The sequence below is a fragment of the Streptomyces sp. NPDC005898 genome (assembly GCF_040629635.1).
In the GTDB taxonomy this organism is placed as follows: Bacteria; Actinomycetota; Actinomycetes; order Streptomycetales; family Streptomycetaceae; genus Streptomyces.
This window is the reverse complement of sequence record NZ_JBEXWC010000014.1, coordinates 103,168-118,401: the sequence shown is the minus strand read 5'-3', so window position 1 is coordinate 118,401 and position 15,234 is coordinate 103,168. Positions and strand designations below refer to the sequence as shown.

The window sequence follows — 15,234 nt, the reverse complement described above, 5'->3', positions numbered from 1 at the left end:
AGCACGTCAGGCGCCGCTCTTCCAAACAGTGGGATGCACAAGTCCCGAGTGGTGTAAGCCTCAGATAAATCGGTCATAAAGAGCGAGCCCCGCCAAAAGGCGGGGCTCTTGTGAGCACAGTGGCACCAGGCGACCGCGACGCGTGGCGGTCACCGGACAATTCTCTGTCGAAACGTTATGAATACGGCGTCGGCCCGTGTCTAAGGACACAGACCCCTCCGATCAGGCTACGACAACTTCCGTATACACCTGCCTACTTGAGACGTGCCATAAGTGCGTGCTCCACCAGCGTGATCAAGCCACTCTTTGCGTCTGCACGGTGTCGCGCGTCGGTGGTGATGATCGGCGTCCCGGGACCGATCTGCAGGGCTTCGCGGACTTCGTCGGGGGTGTAGGGCTGGTGTCCGTCGAAGCCGTTGAGGGCGATGACGAAGGGCAGGCCGCTGTTCTCGAAGTAGTCGACGGCGGGGAAGCAGTCGGCGAGGCGCCTGGTGTCGACGAGGACGACGGCTCCGATGGCGCCGCGGACGAGGTCGTCCCACATGAACCAGAAGCGGTCCTGTCCGGGGGTGCCGAAGAGGTACAGGATCAGGTCCTGGTCCAGGGTGATGCGGCCGAAGTCCATGGCCACCGTGGTGGTGGTCTTGTCCCCGGTGTGGGTGAGGTCGTCGATGCCCGCGGACGCGGACGTCATGACGGCCTCGGTGCGCAGCGGGTTGATCTCAGAGACCGCCCCGACGAACGTGGTCTTGCCCACGCCGAAGCCGCCCGCCACCACGATCTTGGCGGAGGTGGTGGAACGGCCGGAACCGGAGCCTGAGCCGCCCGAGCCGTTAGAGCTTGCGAAGTCCACTGAGCACCCTTTCGAGCAGTGTCACGGCAGGCTGGCCGCCGGCGGACTCGTCGCCGCCGGGCTGGTGGATGGCGACGAGCCCGGCCTCGGCCAGGTCCGCCACCAGGATCCGGGCCACACCGAGCGGCATCGACAAGAGGGCCGAGACCTCGGCCACCGACTTGACCTCACGGCACAGGTGGCAGATCCGCTGGTGCTCGGGAAGCATCCCCATCAGCTGGGCCGGGTCGGCCGTGGTGCTCACCAGCGCCTCTATGGCGAGCTGGTAGCGGGGCCGGGTCCGGCCGCCGGTCATCGCGTACGGACGCACCAGCGGCTGGTCGCCCTCCATTCCGTACGAGGCGTCGCCGTACGGGTTGTGAGAGGCGGTGGGCGGGGTCATGGATCCTCCGGGCGGGACAGCAGGTCATCTGCGTGTGCCGTCTGACAGAGCCGGTGGGGGCATGTGGCGGCCGGACGGTTGGTCAGTACGTTCGGTCGGTGGGGCGGCCGAAGGGGCGGGAGCGCGGCTGGGCCGGCGCCGCGCTAGTGGAGCAGGCTGCCCTGCAACTCGGCGCGCAGGTCCGGGGTGAGAACCGCCCCCGCGCGGTCGACGAGCAGCGCCATCTCGTACCCGACGAGGCCGATGTCGCACTCGGGGTGCGCCAGCACGGCCAGGGAGGAGCCGTCGGAGACCGACATGATGAAGAGGAACCCCCGCTCCATCTCCACCACGGTCTGGGTGACGGTGCCGCCCTCGAAGATCCGGGAGGCCCCGGCCGTGAGCGAGGTCAGCCCAGAGGCGACCGCGGCCAGCTGGTCGGCGCGGTCGCGCGGGAACCCCTCGGACATGGCCAGAAGGAGGCCGTCGGCGGAGACCACGACCGTGTGGGACACCCCTGGGGTGTTGTCCACGAAGTTGGTGATCAACCAGTTCAGATTCTGTGCCGCCTGGCTCATCGGACTCAACTAACGCTCCTGCTGGTGAGTGGGGCGAGGGAAACTGCCGGTCTGGCCGGTACCGGCCTGTCGACCCTGCTGAATGCCCCGACGGAGATTCGTCAGCCGGCCGCGCACGTCGTCGGGCGCACGCGAGACCTGCGGACCTGCGCTGTCCTGCTGCTGCTGGGCCGTGCCCGCGACCAGGTTGGCCCTCGGGACGCGACGCGGCAGTCCGGATGTGGTGACGCCGCCCGCGGTGGGCTGGCGGACGCGCTCGGCCTGGCGGCCCAGCTCGTCGTTGGGGGAGGAGCGCCAGCCGGCCGGGGTGGCGGGGGTGGCGGGGGTCGCGCCGTTCTGGGTGTTGGCGTTGCCCGGCGCGCCGGGCGCGGCCTGACGCGGGGACCGCGAGGGCAGCGGACGCTGCGGGCCGGGGCCCTGGGGCGCCTGCTCCGGAGTCTGCTGCTGCGCGGGCTCCGCGGCGCGGCCACCGTCCGGGCGGCCGTGCCGGGCCTGCTGCTGCTCCGGCTGACGGCTCTGCTGCTCGGCCTGGGCGCGCTGGTCCTGCTGCTGCTGGAACCAGTTGGTCTCCAGCGTGTCGTACAGCGGCGTACGGCCGTCACCGGGGCCGGCGGCGGGCAGCAGGTCCTCGGGCCGCGCGGACCCCGGCTGCTGCTCGGCGGCCTGCGGCTGGTGCGGCAGGCCCTGGTGCGGGTCGCCGCCCTGGCCGCGGCGCGGGGCGGGCGGACGCGGCACGGTGTAGTCGGGCATCTCCCGATTGCCGTGCTGCGCGGGGCCGCCGGGCTGCGCGGGGCCGCCTGCCTGGCCCTGCGGCCGGCGCGGCTGACCCTGCTGACCCTGCTGCGGGTTGTGCTGGGGCTGCTGGTGCTGCGGTGCGCCCTGCTGGGCGTCGCCCTGGCCGCCGAAGACGTCCGAGCGGACGAACTGGCCGGTGCCCTGGTCCTGCGGCGCGGGGGTGCCCGGGGGCGGCGCGTCGAAGTCGGGGCGGGGGAACTGCGCGGTGGAGCCCGGACCCTGCCGGTCGTCGGGGGCCGCGGTGGGCTGCGTGAACTGGCCGGTGGACTCGTGCTCCTCGTGACCGCGCGGCGCGTCGAAGGGCTCGCGCGACTGCGGCCGCGCGTTCTCCTCGCTCCAGCTGGGCACGCGCGGCTGGGGGTTGCCCCCGGGCAGCTCGGCGCGGGGCCCGCCGCGGGGCGGCAGCTGAGGCCGGCGCCCCGGGTCGCCGTCGGCCGGCGGGGGCATGGCGTTCGTACGCTGCTGGGGGACCGGCGGCTGCTGGACACCGCCGCCACGGCCGCCCTGCGGCGCCTGCTGCTGGTGCCCCTGCGCCTGCTGAGGAGTCTTACGGCCCTGCTGCCCCTGCTGCCCCTGAGGCGTGGCCGGCGGACGCTGCTGGCCGGTGTCCCGGGCGGGCAGCGCGGCGCGCGGACCCAAACCGGCGACCTGCTGGCGCGGCGCCGGGGCACCGGGCCTGCCCGCGCCACCGGGGCCGCCCAGGCCGGGGCCACCAGGCCCACCGCCGAGCGCGGGACCACCGCGGCCGGGGCCACCGGCACCGCCGGGGCCGCTGCCGAGCGCCGGGCCGCCGTTGCCGGCACCGACCCCGCGGCGTGCGGCCGCGGCGCCCGCGGCGGCCTGAGCGGCCGCGGGACCACCGGACGGACCGGGCTTGCCGGGCATCTTCTTGCCGCCCTGGGCGACGTCGACGGGGAGCATGACCAGCGCGGTCGTGCCGCCGGAGTCGGAGGGGCGCAGCTGGATGCGGATGCCGTGGCGCTGCGAGAGGCGGCCGACCACGAACAGACCCATGCGGCGGGAGACGGAGACGTCCACGGTGGGCGGCGAGGCGAGCCGCTCGTTGATCGCGGCGAGGTCCTCGGGGGAGAGGCCGATGCCGGTGTCGTGGATCTCGATCAGGACGCGGCCGTCGGGCAGCGCGTGACCGGTGACCTTGACCTTGGTCTGCGGCGAGGAGAACGAGGTGGCGTTCTCCAGCAGCTCGGCGAGCAGGTGCACGAGGTCGTTGACGACGCGGCCGGCGACCTCGGTGGCGGGCACGGCGGACAGTTCGATCCGCTCGTACTGCTCCACCTCGGACGCGGCGGCGCGCAGCACGTCGACGAGCGGCACGGGCCGGGTCCAGCGCCGTCCCGGCTCCTCACCGGCGAGCACGAGGAGGTTCTCGCCGTTACGGCGCATGCGGGTCGCGAGGTGGTCGAGCTTGAAGAGCGAGGAGAGCTGGTCGGGGTCGGCCTCGCGGGACTCCAGCTCGGAGATGAGCGAGAGCTGGCGCTGGATGAGGCCCTGCGAGCGGCGCGAGAGGTTGGTGAACATCGCGTTGACGTTGCCCCGCAGAAGGGCCTGCTCGGCGGCGAGGCGGACGGCCTCGCGGTGCACGTCGTCGAAGGCCGCGGCCACCTGGCCGATCTCGTCCCGGGAGTGCACACCGACGGACTCCACGGAGGTGTCGACGTCCTGCGGGTCCGACTCCGAGAGCTGCTTGACCAGCTCGGGCAGGCGGTCCTGGGCGACCTTGGTCGCGGTGTCCTGGAGCCGGCGCAGCGAGCGGATCATGGACCGGGCGACGACGAAGGCGCCGACGAGGGAGACGCCGAGCACGAGCAGGATCAGCGCACCGTTGAGGATGGCCGACTGCTCCGACTCGTTGCGCAGCTCGCGGGCCTTCTGCTCCATCTCGCCGAGCAGCGTCAGCTCGATCTTGGACATCGCGTCGATCTTGGTGGCGTCGTTGTCGACCCAGTCCTTGTACGACTTCTTGTCCTGGAGCTTGATGCCGCCCTCCTGTTCGAGGACGCGCTTGGCGTACTCGTCGGAGGACTGGATCGAGTTGTTGCCGCCGTCGATGGGCTTGGTCAGGTCCCCGGCGTTGCCCGCGTAGATCTTGCTGAACGTCTGGAGCTGCGAGCGCTCCTTCTCGTTGGCACTGAGACCGAAGGTGCGGTCCGTCTCGCTGAGCTTGCCGTACTCGGAGTCGTTCGGGGGCAGGGCGGCGGCGATGATCGCCCGCTGCACCGAGGCGTACTCCTTGGCCGAGGAGAAGGCGGCCAGGGCGCGGGTGCGCTGGATCATGTCCGGATTGCTGGTCGCCTGGGCCATGTCCTGCGACAGCGCGAGCAGCTGCTCGACGAGCTGGCTGTAGGCCTCGACGGTCTGCGACGTCGAGGTGCCCTTCTTGTAGGCGTCCTTGCGGACCTTGTTGATCTGCTGGAGCTGCTGGGTGATCTGGACCGCGCTGTGCCGGACGCCGAGCAGACCCTTCTCGCCGTCCGAGTCGTTCAGGTCCTGGGTGCCCTGGAGGAAGTTGCGGTAGATCCGGTCGGTCTTGGCGCGCGCGCCCTTGACCGTGTAGTCCGAGGCCGTCGCGCCGTGCGAGAGGGGGCCCGCGGACTTGTCGCGCTCCTCCTGGAGCGCCGCGGCCAGCGCCGTGGCCTGCTTGGTCATGTCGGTCAGCAGCTTCATGTTGTCGAGCTGCTGGATCTCGTCCATGGACGAGTTGATGCGGAGCGCGCCGAGCGAGGTCGCGGTGATCACGGGGAGCGCGAGCAGCGACACCAGGCGGGTGGAGATGCGCCAGTTGCGCAGCGCTATTCGTGAGCCGGGGCCGGGGGGAGTCTTGGCGTCGGACGCACCCTTGCCCTTGCCCTTGGCCGGGGCGGCCGTCGGGCCGGTGCCCGTCGCACCCTGGCGCGCGGCGCCGGCCGTGCCGCCGGGCGCGCCCGGTCCCGGGTTCTGGGCGTGCTGGGGCGAGGAGCCGCGGTCGCCGCCGCGCTCCGGCTCCGCCGAGGCATCCCCTCGGCCGCGACCGGCCTGGGGAGACCCCTTGCCATCCCTCTTGAAACGTCCCTGCACTAGCGTCGCAACCTCTGGACCAGGCGTCCTGCCGCTTGACGGCGGGACGGTGTCGGCGTCGTGGGGCGTCAGGCGCCCCATGGGTGGTCGTTGAGTGACCGGCGCTGCTCCCCCTTCCCGCCGCCACTCGGCGCTGCGTTGCGCCTCTGCGCGCCGGTTCGATCCCGCGGCGGTCCCGGGAATTCCAGCACAGTGCCGGATCTCCAACAAGGCCCGCGTGTCGGCCCCCCGACCGGGTGACACCGTGTGAGGGCAGGGTCACGAGACGTAGAAAGTGATCTGGGTCAAAACGGGCGCATCCCCGCAAAGGCGCTACCGAGAGGGGGTGTCCCAGTCTTCATGATCAGGAGCGGAATGGTGCCTTCAGTGGCGCAATGTCCGTTTCCAACTGCCGCAGGAGGGGCCTGGTTTGACCCTTTTGCCCGCTCATTCGTGAGCAAACTCACATGAAGATCATGGCCTCTTCCGGACTTTCGCCGGGAATTGGATGTTTAGCCTGACGCTTTACAGGGATGGCGAGACCGACAAACCCGCGTCCGTCAGACGACGCCTCAACCGACAAGGTCCGAACAGCAGATGAAGACTGTGAAGTCCACCATGTTCCGCAACATAGCCAACCCGCGCCGCACCACTCTCGCGCATCTGAAGGACGCCGACGACGTCCAGCGCGCGGCCGAGCTCCCGGAGCACGCCGTCGACCTCCCCACCCAGACCGCCAACCCCAAGCGCACGATCCTCATGGAAACCCCCGAGACCTTCACCCCCTCCGGCGCCTGACGAAATCAGCCCGTCCGGCGTTTGAGGACGAGCCGCGAAGCGGCGACAGACCGAGGCGAAGACAGGGGGCCACGGCAGACACACCCGTCAGCAGGCCGCAGGCCCCCGCGTTAGCCTGGGGTGTCACACCGCAACCACCTCAAGAGGCAAGAGCGTGCGCATCGCCAGGTTCTCCATCGACGGCAATGTCGGCTACGGCGCGGTCGAGGGGGAGAGCGCCCCCGGCAAAGAGGGCGGCCTCGTCCTCGACATCATCAAGGGCATCCCGTACGCCGACTTCGAGCTGTCCGGCACCAAGGTCCCGCTGAGCAAGGTCCGCCTGCTGCCGCCGGTGCTCCCCAACAAGATCGTGGCCTTCGGCCGCAACTACGCGGAGCACGCGGCGGAGCTCGGCAACGAGACGCCGGACGTCCCCTTCGCCTTCCTGAAGCCGTCCACCTCGCTCGTCGGCTCCGGGGACGCCATCACGTACCCCTCGTTCTCCGAGGAGCTGCACCACGAGGCCGAGCTGGCCGTGGTCATCGGCCGCATGTGCCGCGAGGTCCCGCGCGAGCGGGTCAAGGACGTGATCTTCGGCTACACCTGCGCGAACGACGTCACCGCGCGCGACGTGCAGCGCCGCGAGAAGCAGTGGGCCCGCGCCAAGGGCTTCGACAGCTCCTGCCCGCTGGGCCCCTGGGTGGAGACGGGGCTGGACCTGGCCGCCGCGAACGACCTCACCATCCAGTGCACGGTCAACGGCCAGCAGCGCCAGCTCGGCCGCACCAGCGAGATGACCCACTCCATCGAGGACCTCATCGTCAACATCTCCGAGGCCATGACGCTGCTCCCCGGCGACGTCATCCTCACGGGCACCCCGGCCGGCGTCGGGCCCCTCAACGTCGGCGACGAGGTCGCCGTCACCATCGAAGGCATCGGCACTCTCACCAACAAGGTGATCAAGCGTGGCTAACGCGACCCCCGTACGCGTACGGTTCTGTCCCTCCCCGACCGGCAACCCCCATGTGGGCCTGGTCCGCACCGCCCTGTTCAACTGGGCCTACGCCCGGCACAACGAGGGCACCCTGGTCTTCCGCATCGAGGACACCGACGCGGCGCGCGACTCCGAGGAGTCCTACGCGCAGCTCCTGGACTCGATGCGCTGGCTGGGCCTCGACTGGGACGAGGGCCCCGAGGTCGGCGGCCCGCACGCGCCGTACCGCCAGTCGCAGCGCATGGACATCTACCGCGACGTGGCGGCCAAGCTCCTCGACGGCGGCTACGCCTACCCCTGCTACTGCACCACCGAGGAGCTGGACGCCCGCCGCGAGGCCGCCCGCGCCGCCGGCAAGCCGTCCGGTTACGACGGCCTGTGCCGCGCCCTCACCGACGAGCAGAAGCAGGCGTACGAGGCCGAGGGCCGCAGCCACATCGTCCGCTTCAAGATGCCGGACGAGGCGACCACCTTCACCGACCTGGTGCGCGGCGAGATCACCGTCCAGCCGGAGAACGTCACCGACTACGGCATCGTCCGTGCCAACGGCGCCCCGCTGTACACGCTGGTCAACCCGGTCGACGACGCCCTGATGGAGATCACCCACGTCCTGCGCGGCGAGGACCTGCTCTCCTCCACGCCCCGCCAGATCGCCCTCTACAAGGCGCTGATCGAGCTGGGCGTCGCCAAGACGATCCCCGAGTTCGGCCACCTCCCGTACGTCATGGGCGAGGGCAACAAGAAGCTCTCCAAGCGCGACCCGCAGGCGTCCCTCAACGTCTACCGCGAGCGCGGCTTCCTCCCCGAGGGCCTGCTGAACTACCTCTCCCTCCTGGGCTGGTCGTTCTCCGCGGACCAGGACCTCTTCTCGATGTCCGACATGGTGGCGCGGTTCGACGTCGCGGACGTGAACCCGAACCCGGCCCGCTTCGACCTGAAGAAGGCCGAGGCGATCAACGCCGACCACATCCGCATGCTGGACGTGAAGGCGTTCGCGGAGGCCTGCGAGCCCTGGCTGAGGGCCCCGCACGCCAACTGGGCGCCCGAGGACTTCGACGAGGCCGCCTGGCAGGCCATCGCGCCGCACGCGCAGACCCGCCTGAAGGTCCTCTCCGAGATCACCGACAACGTCGACTTCCTGTTCCTGCCGGAGCCGGTCTTCGACGAGGCCAGCTGGACCAAGGCCATGAAGGAGGGCTCCGACGCCCTGCTGCGCACGGCCCGCGCCAAGCTGGAGGCGGCCGACTGGAGCTCTCCGGAGTCCCTCAAGGAGGCCGTCCTGGCCGCCGGCGAGGAGCACGGCCTCAAGCTCGGCAAGGCCCAGGCCCCGGTCCGCGTCGCCGTCACCGGCCGCACGATCGGCCTGCCTCTCTTCGAGTCCCTGGAGATCCTGGGCAAGGACAAGGCGCTGGCCCGCATCGACGCGGCGCTGGCGAAGCTGACCGCCTGACCAGCGGATACGTGCACGAAGGGCCCGGAAGCCGAGACGGCTCCCGGGCCCTTCGCCTACCGTCGATGCCATGCCCGCCAAAGCAGTGCCCGCCCAAGCCGTGCCCGTCAAAGCCGTGGTCTGGGACATCGACGACACGATCTTCGACTACGCGAGCGCCGACATGACCGGCATGCACGCGCACCTCACCGCCGAAGGCCTCCTGGAGGGGCACGAGTCCGCCGAGCGCGCCCTGGAGCGCTGGCGGCTGCTCACCGAGCGGCACTGGGCCCGCTTCGGCGCGGGCGGCATCACCTTCGAGGCGCAGCGCCGCGACCGCGTACGCGACTTCCTGGACGCCCCCGGCCTGAGCGACGCCGACGCCGACGCGTGGTTCCACCGTTACGTCGGTCACTACGAGGCGGCCTGGTCCCTCTTCCCGGACACGCTCCCCGCCCTGGACGCCCTCGCCGACGGCTACCGCCACGCCGTCCTGTCCAACTCCGCGCTGGCCGTCCAGGACCGCAAGCTGCGGCTCCTCGGGGTGCGCGACCGCTTCGAGGCCGTCCTGTGCGCCGCCGACCTCGGAGTCTCCAAACCGGCCGCCGAGGCCTTCCTCGCGGCCTGTACGGCGCTGGGGCTGGCCCCCGCCGAGATCGCCTACGTCGGCGACCAGCCGGAGATCGACGCCCGGGGCGCCCGGGACGCGGGCCTGGTCGCCGTCTGGCTCGACCGCGACGGCACGAGAGGGGAGGGCCCCACCGGCGTGCACCGCATCAGGGACCTCTCCGAGCTGCCCGCGCTGCTGCGCGCCGATACCCGTTTTGGAGCGCCGTCCACCTTCGGGTAATGTTCTTCCTGCGCCGCCCGAGAGGGCCGAAAGGTCCGGCCGGGAAGCGCACATCAAAACAAAATCCCCCCAGGGGGTTGCGGTTTGATGGCCTATGGTGTAATTGGCAGCACGACGGTTTCTGGTTCCGTTAGTCTAGGTTCGAGTCCTGGTAGGCCAGCTCGCAGAGCTCATCTGCAAAATGTGGATCATGTCCACGAAGCCCCCGTTGTGTAGCGGCCTAGCACGCTGCCCTCTCAAGGCAGTAGCGCCGGTTCGAATCCGGTCGGGGGTACAGATCCTTCCCACGGGGACAGCTCGGGTCGCACCCACTGTCCCTGATGCAGGATCGCTAGGGCCCCCGTTGTGTAGCGGCCTAGCACGCCGCCCTCTCAAGGCGGTAGCGCCGGTTCGAATCCGGTCGGGGGTACTGTGGTCTGGTCTAGACCACCAGTGGGCTATGGTGTAATTGGCAACACGAAGGTTTCTGGTTCCTTTGTTCTAGGTTCGAGTCCTGGTAGCCCAGCGCAGTACAGCAGCATCAGCTAGCCCCCGTTGTGTAGCGGCCTAGCACGCCGCCCTCTCAAGGCGGTAGCGCCGGTTCGAATCCGGTCGGGGGTACAGAAAAGACGAGAGGCCTTCCCGCTGGGAGGGTCTCTTCGTCATTCCCGCCCGTCCCGCTCCTCTCACCCGTCCCGCCGTGTGTAGCGGCGGTTCGACTCCTCGCCGTGCGCGAGCCGGCGCAGGGCCAGCAGCACCGGCTCGTACAGCACCGTGAGCGCCACCGCCGCCTCCAGCTGCTCGTCGGGCGACTCGTACCGCTCCAGCAAGTCCAGGTCGGCGACGGCCAGTTGGTGCCCCGAGCGGGCATAGGGCGCCAAGTCCTCGACCGCGCACGGATATCCGAGCCGCGTCAGGCTGGCGACCGCCGTCACGAGCATCCGGTGCGCCGGTGATTCGTCCCCGTAGGCGCGGGCCGCCTCCCAGCCGAGACGGGCGAGCAGCGCGTCCACCGTGCGCCGCGCCGCGTCCTCGGCCGGCTCGTCCCCGGTGCCTTCCGGGCCGTGCGGCAGAGCCCAAACCGCCGTGCCCAGACGGGAGTTGTGGTCCAGCTCCTCATCCTCCAGGGCGGCCAGGACCTCGCGCGCCGAGGAGATCGGCACCCGGCCCACCTGGATCAGCGCCCGCACGAGCCGCAGCCGCCGCAGATGCGTCTCGTCGTACTCGGCCTGCGTCGCCGTCACCCGGCGACCCGCCGGCAGCAACCCCTCACGCAAGTAGTACTTGATCGTGGCCGTGGGAACCCCGCCGCGCCGGCTCAACTCCGCCAGTCTCATCGATTCACGCCTCCTCCTGTGCAGCCCTCCTTGCGGCCCAGCTTGGAGAGTGGCACTATCCAATCATGGATAGCAGGACTATCCAATGTTCGGCCAGGGCTCTACCAAGGGGGACCGCCATGAGCGACAAGCCGATCGAAGGGCGCATGACCGCGGAGGCGACGGGGGAGGTGGTCGTCTTCCACATCGGGATGCGCGTCAACAGCTTTCTCGCCGTGCGCAGTTGGTGGCCCGTCTTTCTGGCCATGCCGCGGATGCTCAAGGAACTGTCGAAGGACCCGGGGAGCGGGATGCTGGGCTTCCGGCTGCTGTACGGCGGCCCGCGCCTGCTGTACGTGGTGCAGTACTGGGAGTCGAGCGAGAAGCTGCTCGCCTACTCGGCGGCGCGGGACAAGGCCCACCGGCCCGCCTGGGCGGCCTTCAACCGGCGCATCCGGGAAGGCAGGGGCAAGGTCGGCTTCTGGCACGAGACGTATGTCGTGCCGGCCGGCGCGCACGAGGCGATCTATCTCAACATGCCGCCGTTCGGCCTGGCGAAGGCCACCGGCGTGGTCCCGGTGGGGCGCCGCGGGGACCGGGCGGCCGACCGCCTCGGGACGGTCTGAGGGGCCGGCCTGAGAGGCGGGCACAAGGCGCCCGCGAAGAAATGAGCGCTCGAAGGGGCCGCCGCGGCGTTGGGGCGGCCCCTTCGAGCGCTCGGGGAAGGCGGTGTGTCAACCGGAGCGGCGCAGGGCCTCGGAGAGCCGCCCGGCCGCGTCGATGACCGCCTGGGCGTGCATGCGGCCCGGGTGACGGGTCAGGCGCTCGATCGGCCCGGAGACCGACACGGCGGCGACCACGCGGTTCGAGGGCCCCCGCACGGGCGCGGAGACGGACGCGACGCCCGGCTCCCGCTCGCCGATCGACTGGGCCCAGCCCCGGCGCCGTACGCCCGAAAGGGCCGTCGCCGTGAAGCGGGCGCCCTGGAGGCCGCGGTGCAGGCGCTCCGGCTCCTCCCAGGCCATCAGGATCTGCGCGGAGGAGCCCGCCTTCATGGTGAGCGTCGAGCCGACCGGGACGGTGTCCCGCAGACCCGAGAGGCGCTCCGCCGCCGCGACGCAGATGCGCATGTCGCCCTGGCGGCGGTAGAGCTGCGCACTCTCGCCCGTGACGTCGCGCAGGTGCGTGAGGACCGGGCCCGCCGTGGCGAGCAGGCGGTCCTCGCCGGCCGCCGCCGCGAGCTCCGCGAGGCGCGGGCCGAGGATGAAACGGCCCTGCATGTCCCGCGCCACCATCCGGTGGTGTTCCAGTGCCACGGCCAGCCGATGGGCCGTGGGTCGTGCGAGCCCGGTGGCCGCGACCAACCCCGCGAGGGTGGCCGGACCGGACTCCAGGGCGCTCAGGACGAGAGCCGCCTTGTCGAGAACGCCGACGCCGCTAGAGTTGTCCATGCGTCGATACTCGCGTCTCACTCTGTGAAACGCAAGTTCAATTTTCCGTGGAACGCGCCACTCTGTAGGAGCGATCCGCGGACCAACGGATTTCGCGGCCGACGTACGGCACGAGGGGTACGGGCGTCGGCGGACAGATTCTCTAGTTGGGCCGGCGAAGCGGCCGGTCGGAGGGAAAGCGATGGGTAGGACACTCGCGGAGAAGGTCTGGGACGACCACGTCGTCCGGCGCGCCGAGGGCGAGCCCGACCTCCTCTACATCGATCTGCACCTGCTGCACGAGGTGACCAGCCCCCAGGCCTTCGACGGCCTCCGCCAGGCCGGCCGCCAGGTGCGGCGGCTCGACCTCACCATCGCGACCGAGGATCACAACACCCCGACCCTCGACATCGACAAGCCCATCGCCGACCCCGTCTCGCGGGCCCAGCTGGAGACGCTGCGCAAGAACTGCGCCGACTTCGGCGTACGCCTGCACCCGCTGGGCGACGTCGAGCAGGGCGTCGTCCACGTGGTGGGACCGCAGCTGGGCCTGACGCAGCCGGGCACCACCGTGGTCTGCGGCGACTCCCACACCTCCACGCACGGCGCCTTCGGGGCGCTGGCCTTCGGAATCGGTACCTCGCAGGTCGAGCACGTCCTGGCCACCCAGACGCTGCCGATGGCCCGCCCCAAGACCATGGCCATCACCGTCGACGGCGAACTGCCCGCGGACGTCACGGCCAAGGACCTGATCCTCGCCGTCATCGCGAAGATCGGCACCGGCGGCGGCCAGGGCTACGTCCTGGAGTACCGAGGCCCGGCCATCGAGAAGCTCTCGATGGAGGCCCGCATGACCATCTGCAACATGTCCATCGAGGCGGGCGCCCGCGCCGGCATGATCGCCCCGGACCGGACCACCTTCGACTACATCCAGGGCCGCCCCCACGCGCCCGAGGGCGCGGACTGGGACGCCGCGGTGGCGTACTGGCAGACCCTGAAGACGGACGAGGACGCGGTCTTCGACGCCGAGGTCCGCATCGACGCCGCCTCGCTGGCGCCGTTCGTCACCTGGGGCACCAACCCCGGCCAGGGAGCACCGCTTTCGTCGCGCGTCCCCGACCCGGCTTCGTACGAAGACGCTTCGGAGCGCAACGCCGCCGAAAAGGCCCTGGAGTACATGGGGTTGACCGCGGGGCAGCCGCTGCGCGACATCAAGGTGGACACCGTCTTCGTAGGTTCGTGCACCAACGGCCGCATCGAGGACCTGCGCGCGGCCGCCTCCATCGTCGAGGGCCGCAAAGTCGCCGACGGCGTACGGATGCTGGTCGTGCCCGGCTCGGTGCGGGTCTCCCTGCAGGCCGTCGCGGAGGGCCTGGACAAGGTCTTCACCGCCGCCGGCGCCGAATGGCGGCACGCGGGCTGCTCGATGTGCCTCGGCATGAACCCCGACCAACTGGCCCCCGGCGAGCGTTCGGCGTCCACGTCCAACCGCAACTTCGAGGGCAGGCAGGGCAAGGGCGGCCGCACCCATCTGGTCTCCCCGCAGGTCGCCGCCGCCACCGCCGTCACCGGCCATCTGGCCTCGCCCGCCGATCTGTCCGACGCCCCCGTGACCGCCGGAGTCTGAGAACCATGGAAGCATTCACCACGCACACCGGCCGGGCCGTCCCGCTGCGCCGCAGCAACGTCGACACCGACCAGATCATCCCCGCCCACTGGCTGAAGAAGGTCACCAGGGACGGCTTCGAGGACGGCCTCTTCGAGGCCTGGCGCAAGGACCCGGAGTTCGTGCTCAACAAGCCCGAGCGCCAGGGCGCCACCGTGCTGGTCGCCGGACCCGACTTCGGCACCGGCTCCTCCCGCGAGCACGCCGTGTGGGCCCTGCAGAACTACGGTTTCAAGGCGGTCGTCTCCTCCCGCTTCGCCGACATCTTCCGGGGCAACTCGCTGAAGAACGGCCTGCTCACCGTGGTGCTCGACCAGCAGGTCGTGGACGCGCTGTGGGAGCTGACGGAGAACGACCCGAAGGCCGAGGTCACCGTCGACCTGCGCGACCGCCAGGTCCGGGCCGAGGGCATCACCGCCGACTTCGAACTCGACGAGAACGCCCGCTGGCGGCTGCTGAACGGCCTGGACGACATCAGCATCACGCTGCGGAACGAGCCGGACATCGCCGCCTACGAGACCAAGCGGCCCTCGTACAAGCCGCGCACCACCCGGGTCTGACCCCCCGCGCGGCACCCCGCAAAGCCCTGATGTACCCCCAATCGTGGACGGTTGGGGGTACATCTGTGTCTGCCCCCGGGAAGGGGCCCGATGGCCTGAACGGGTGGAGTCAACTCCCGTGATTCGGCCGGAAGAAGAGGCCGGAAATCCCCTTGTACTCGGCTGGACCGGGTACCCTCATGAGGGCGCCGGACGGCGGTAGTTACCCCCTGCGGAGGCGACAACTCGCCCCAGATGGCACAATCGGTGCATGGAACGCGACAGCCAACTCGAGCTCTACGGGCTCGTCGCGGACCAACTGAAGGAAGCGCACTCCCGAGTGCGCGCACTGCAAGTCCCGGAGGGCGTACGGATGGCGCTGACCCGGAAGCTGCTGGTCATTACGGCCGCGGCCAAACACGATCTCGCCGATGCGGCAAGGCGTCTGGAGCGTTTGATGGCTTCCCTCGACGAAGCGGGCGAGGGCCGATTCCCCGAAGACACCTGAGTGTCGAGCCTCAACGGGCCTTCGCGGAACTCCGAGATGGGCCAGTTCGTTGCGGCACAAGGGTGATTAGCCCGTTTCGTGTTTGATTTGCGGTATATATCTGCC

General features: G+C 70.5%; 14 protein-coding genes and 5 tRNA genes. 13 read left to right on the top strand and 6 right to left on the bottom strand.

From position 1 onward, the window contains the following. Positions 1–253: 253 nt before the first annotated feature. From ABZ385_RS20225 to ABZ385_RS20210, 4 genes are all read right to left on the bottom strand, one after another. Entirely contained in the window at positions 254–853 is a 600-nt protein-coding gene (locus ABZ385_RS20225) for an ATP/GTP-binding protein (RefSeq protein ID WP_125515316.1), read from the bottom strand. Further along, positions 834–1,235, bottom strand: a complete 402-nt coding sequence (locus ABZ385_RS20220) for a DUF742 domain-containing protein (protein WP_358589646.1) — start codon at positions 1,233–1,235, stop codon at positions 834–836. Before ABZ385_RS20220 ends, ABZ385_RS20225 begins: the two co-directional genes overlap by 20 nt. A gap of 143 nt (positions 1,236–1,378) precedes the next feature. Beyond that, positions 1,379–1,792 carry a roadblock/LC7 domain-containing protein gene (locus ABZ385_RS20215; protein WP_030787430.1) on the bottom strand — a complete coding sequence of 138 codons (414 nt, stop codon included), beginning with the start codon at positions 1,790–1,792 and terminating at the stop codon, positions 1,379–1,381. Positions 1,793–1,801: 9 nt separating this feature from the next. Continuing rightward, a complete protein-coding gene (locus ABZ385_RS20210; protein ID WP_358912462.1) occupies positions 1,802–5,662 on the bottom strand; it encodes a nitrate- and nitrite sensing domain-containing protein in 3,861 nt (1,286 codons plus the stop codon). Positions 5,663–6,238: 576 nt separating this feature from the next. On the opposite strand from ABZ385_RS20210, the gene ABZ385_RS20205 reads away from it, so the two are divergent. From ABZ385_RS20205 to ABZ385_RS20165, 9 genes are all read left to right on the top strand, one after another. Beyond that, positions 6,239–6,439: a hypothetical protein gene (locus tag ABZ385_RS20205; RefSeq protein ID WP_358589751.1), complete on the top strand. Its 201-nt coding sequence runs from the start codon at positions 6,239–6,241 to the stop codon at positions 6,437–6,439. Positions 6,440–6,593: 154 nt separating this feature from the next. Beyond that, on the top strand, positions 6,594–7,391 hold the full coding sequence (locus tag ABZ385_RS20200; protein WP_358698020.1) for a fumarylacetoacetate hydrolase family protein: 798 nt from the start codon (positions 6,594–6,596) through the stop codon (positions 7,389–7,391). Beyond that, the gene (gene gltX, locus ABZ385_RS20195) at positions 7,384–8,862 is read left to right on the top strand and encodes a glutamate--tRNA ligase (protein ID WP_358589755.1); all 1,479 of its coding nucleotides are present in this window, start codon (positions 7,384–7,386) and stop codon (positions 8,860–8,862) included. The genes ABZ385_RS20200 and gltX overlap by 8 nt, the downstream gene beginning before the upstream one ends. Positions 8,863–8,962: 100 nt before the next feature. Continuing rightward, positions 8,963–9,691, top strand: a complete 729-nt coding sequence (locus ABZ385_RS20190; RefSeq protein WP_358589760.1) for an HAD family hydrolase — start codon at positions 8,963–8,965, stop codon at positions 9,689–9,691. Between the two features lie 88 nt (positions 9,692–9,779). Next, positions 9,780–9,851: transfer RNA gene (locus tag ABZ385_RS20185), tRNA-Gln, on the top strand. Positions 9,852–9,892: 41 nt separating this feature from the next. Then, a tRNA-Glu gene (locus ABZ385_RS20180) sits at positions 9,893–9,965 on the top strand. 62 nt (positions 9,966–10,027) lie between these two features. Further along, positions 10,028–10,100: transfer RNA gene (locus tag ABZ385_RS20175), tRNA-Glu, on the top strand. A gap of 24 nt (positions 10,101–10,124) precedes the next feature. Next, positions 10,125–10,196 (top strand) — tRNA-Gln (locus tag ABZ385_RS20170). 22 nt (positions 10,197–10,218) lie between these two features. Next, a tRNA-Glu gene (locus tag ABZ385_RS20165) sits at positions 10,219–10,291 on the top strand. A gap of 65 nt (positions 10,292–10,356) precedes the next feature. Here the strand turns inward: ABZ385_RS20165 and ABZ385_RS20160 are convergent. Beyond that, complete coding sequence (locus ABZ385_RS20160) at positions 10,357–11,007, bottom strand: MerR family transcriptional regulator (protein ID WP_358912461.1); 651 nt, start codon at positions 11,005–11,007, stop codon at positions 10,357–10,359. Between the two features lie 119 nt (positions 11,008–11,126). On the opposite strand from ABZ385_RS20160, the gene ABZ385_RS20155 reads away from it, so the two are divergent. After that, a complete protein-coding gene (locus tag ABZ385_RS20155) occupies positions 11,127–11,612 on the top strand; it encodes a DUF4188 domain-containing protein (protein WP_358698023.1) in 486 nt (161 codons plus the stop codon). 108 nt (positions 11,613–11,720) lie between these two features. Here the strand turns inward: ABZ385_RS20155 and ndgR are convergent, their stop codons facing one another. Beyond that, a complete protein-coding gene (gene ndgR / locus ABZ385_RS20150) occupies positions 11,721–12,437 on the bottom strand; it encodes an IclR family transcriptional regulator NdgR (RefSeq protein ID WP_058942291.1) in 717 nt (238 codons plus the stop codon). Positions 12,438–12,618: 181 nt separating this feature from the next. Between ndgR and leuC the strand changes: the two genes are divergently transcribed. The 3 genes from leuC to ABZ385_RS20135 all read left to right on the top strand — a co-directional run bounded on the left by leuC (position 12,619) and on the right by ABZ385_RS20135 (position 15,129). Next, a complete protein-coding gene (gene leuC, locus ABZ385_RS20145; RefSeq protein WP_358587898.1) occupies positions 12,619–14,043 on the top strand; it encodes a 3-isopropylmalate dehydratase large subunit in 1,425 nt (474 codons plus the stop codon). Between the two features lie 5 nt (positions 14,044–14,048). Then, the gene (gene leuD / locus ABZ385_RS20140) at positions 14,049–14,642 is read left to right on the top strand and encodes a 3-isopropylmalate dehydratase small subunit (protein ID WP_358912459.1); all 594 of its coding nucleotides are present in this window, start codon (positions 14,049–14,051) and stop codon (positions 14,640–14,642) included. Positions 14,643–14,892: 250 nt separating this feature from the next. Further along, positions 14,893–15,129, top strand: coding sequence for a hypothetical protein (locus ABZ385_RS20135; RefSeq protein ID WP_358912458.1), 237 nt, complete (start codon positions 14,893–14,895; stop codon positions 15,127–15,129). The last annotated feature ends 105 nt before the right edge of the window (positions 15,130–15,234 follow it).

Coding starts and splice junctions, on each gene's coding strand:
- ABZ385_RS20205 (WP_358589751.1), top strand. CDS start 6,239: ATGAAGACTGTGAAGTCCACCATGTTCCGCAACATAGCCAACCCGCGC.
- ABZ385_RS20155 (WP_358698023.1), top strand. CDS start 11,127: ATGAGCGACAAGCCGATCGAAGGGCGCATGACCGCGGAGGCGACGGGG.
- ndgR (WP_058942291.1), bottom strand. CDS start 12,437: ATGGACAACTCTAGCGGCGTCGGCGTTCTCGACAAGGCGGCTCTCGTC.
- ABZ385_RS20215 (WP_030787430.1), bottom strand. CDS start 1,792: ATGAGCCAGGCGGCACAGAATCTGAACTGGTTGATCACCAACTTCGTG.
- ABZ385_RS20135 (WP_358912458.1), top strand. CDS start 14,893: ATGGAACGCGACAGCCAACTCGAGCTCTACGGGCTCGTCGCGGACCAA.
- ABZ385_RS20160 (WP_358912461.1), bottom strand. CDS start 11,007: ATGAGACTGGCGGAGTTGAGCCGGCGCGGCGGGGTTCCCACGGCCACG.
- ABZ385_RS20220 (WP_358589646.1), bottom strand. CDS start 1,235: ATGACCCCGCCCACCGCCTCTCACAACCCGTACGGCGACGCCTCGTAC.
- leuC (WP_358587898.1), top strand. CDS start 12,619: ATGGGTAGGACACTCGCGGAGAAGGTCTGGGACGACCACGTCGTCCGG.
- leuD (WP_358912459.1), top strand. CDS start 14,049: ATGGAAGCATTCACCACGCACACCGGCCGGGCCGTCCCGCTGCGCCGC.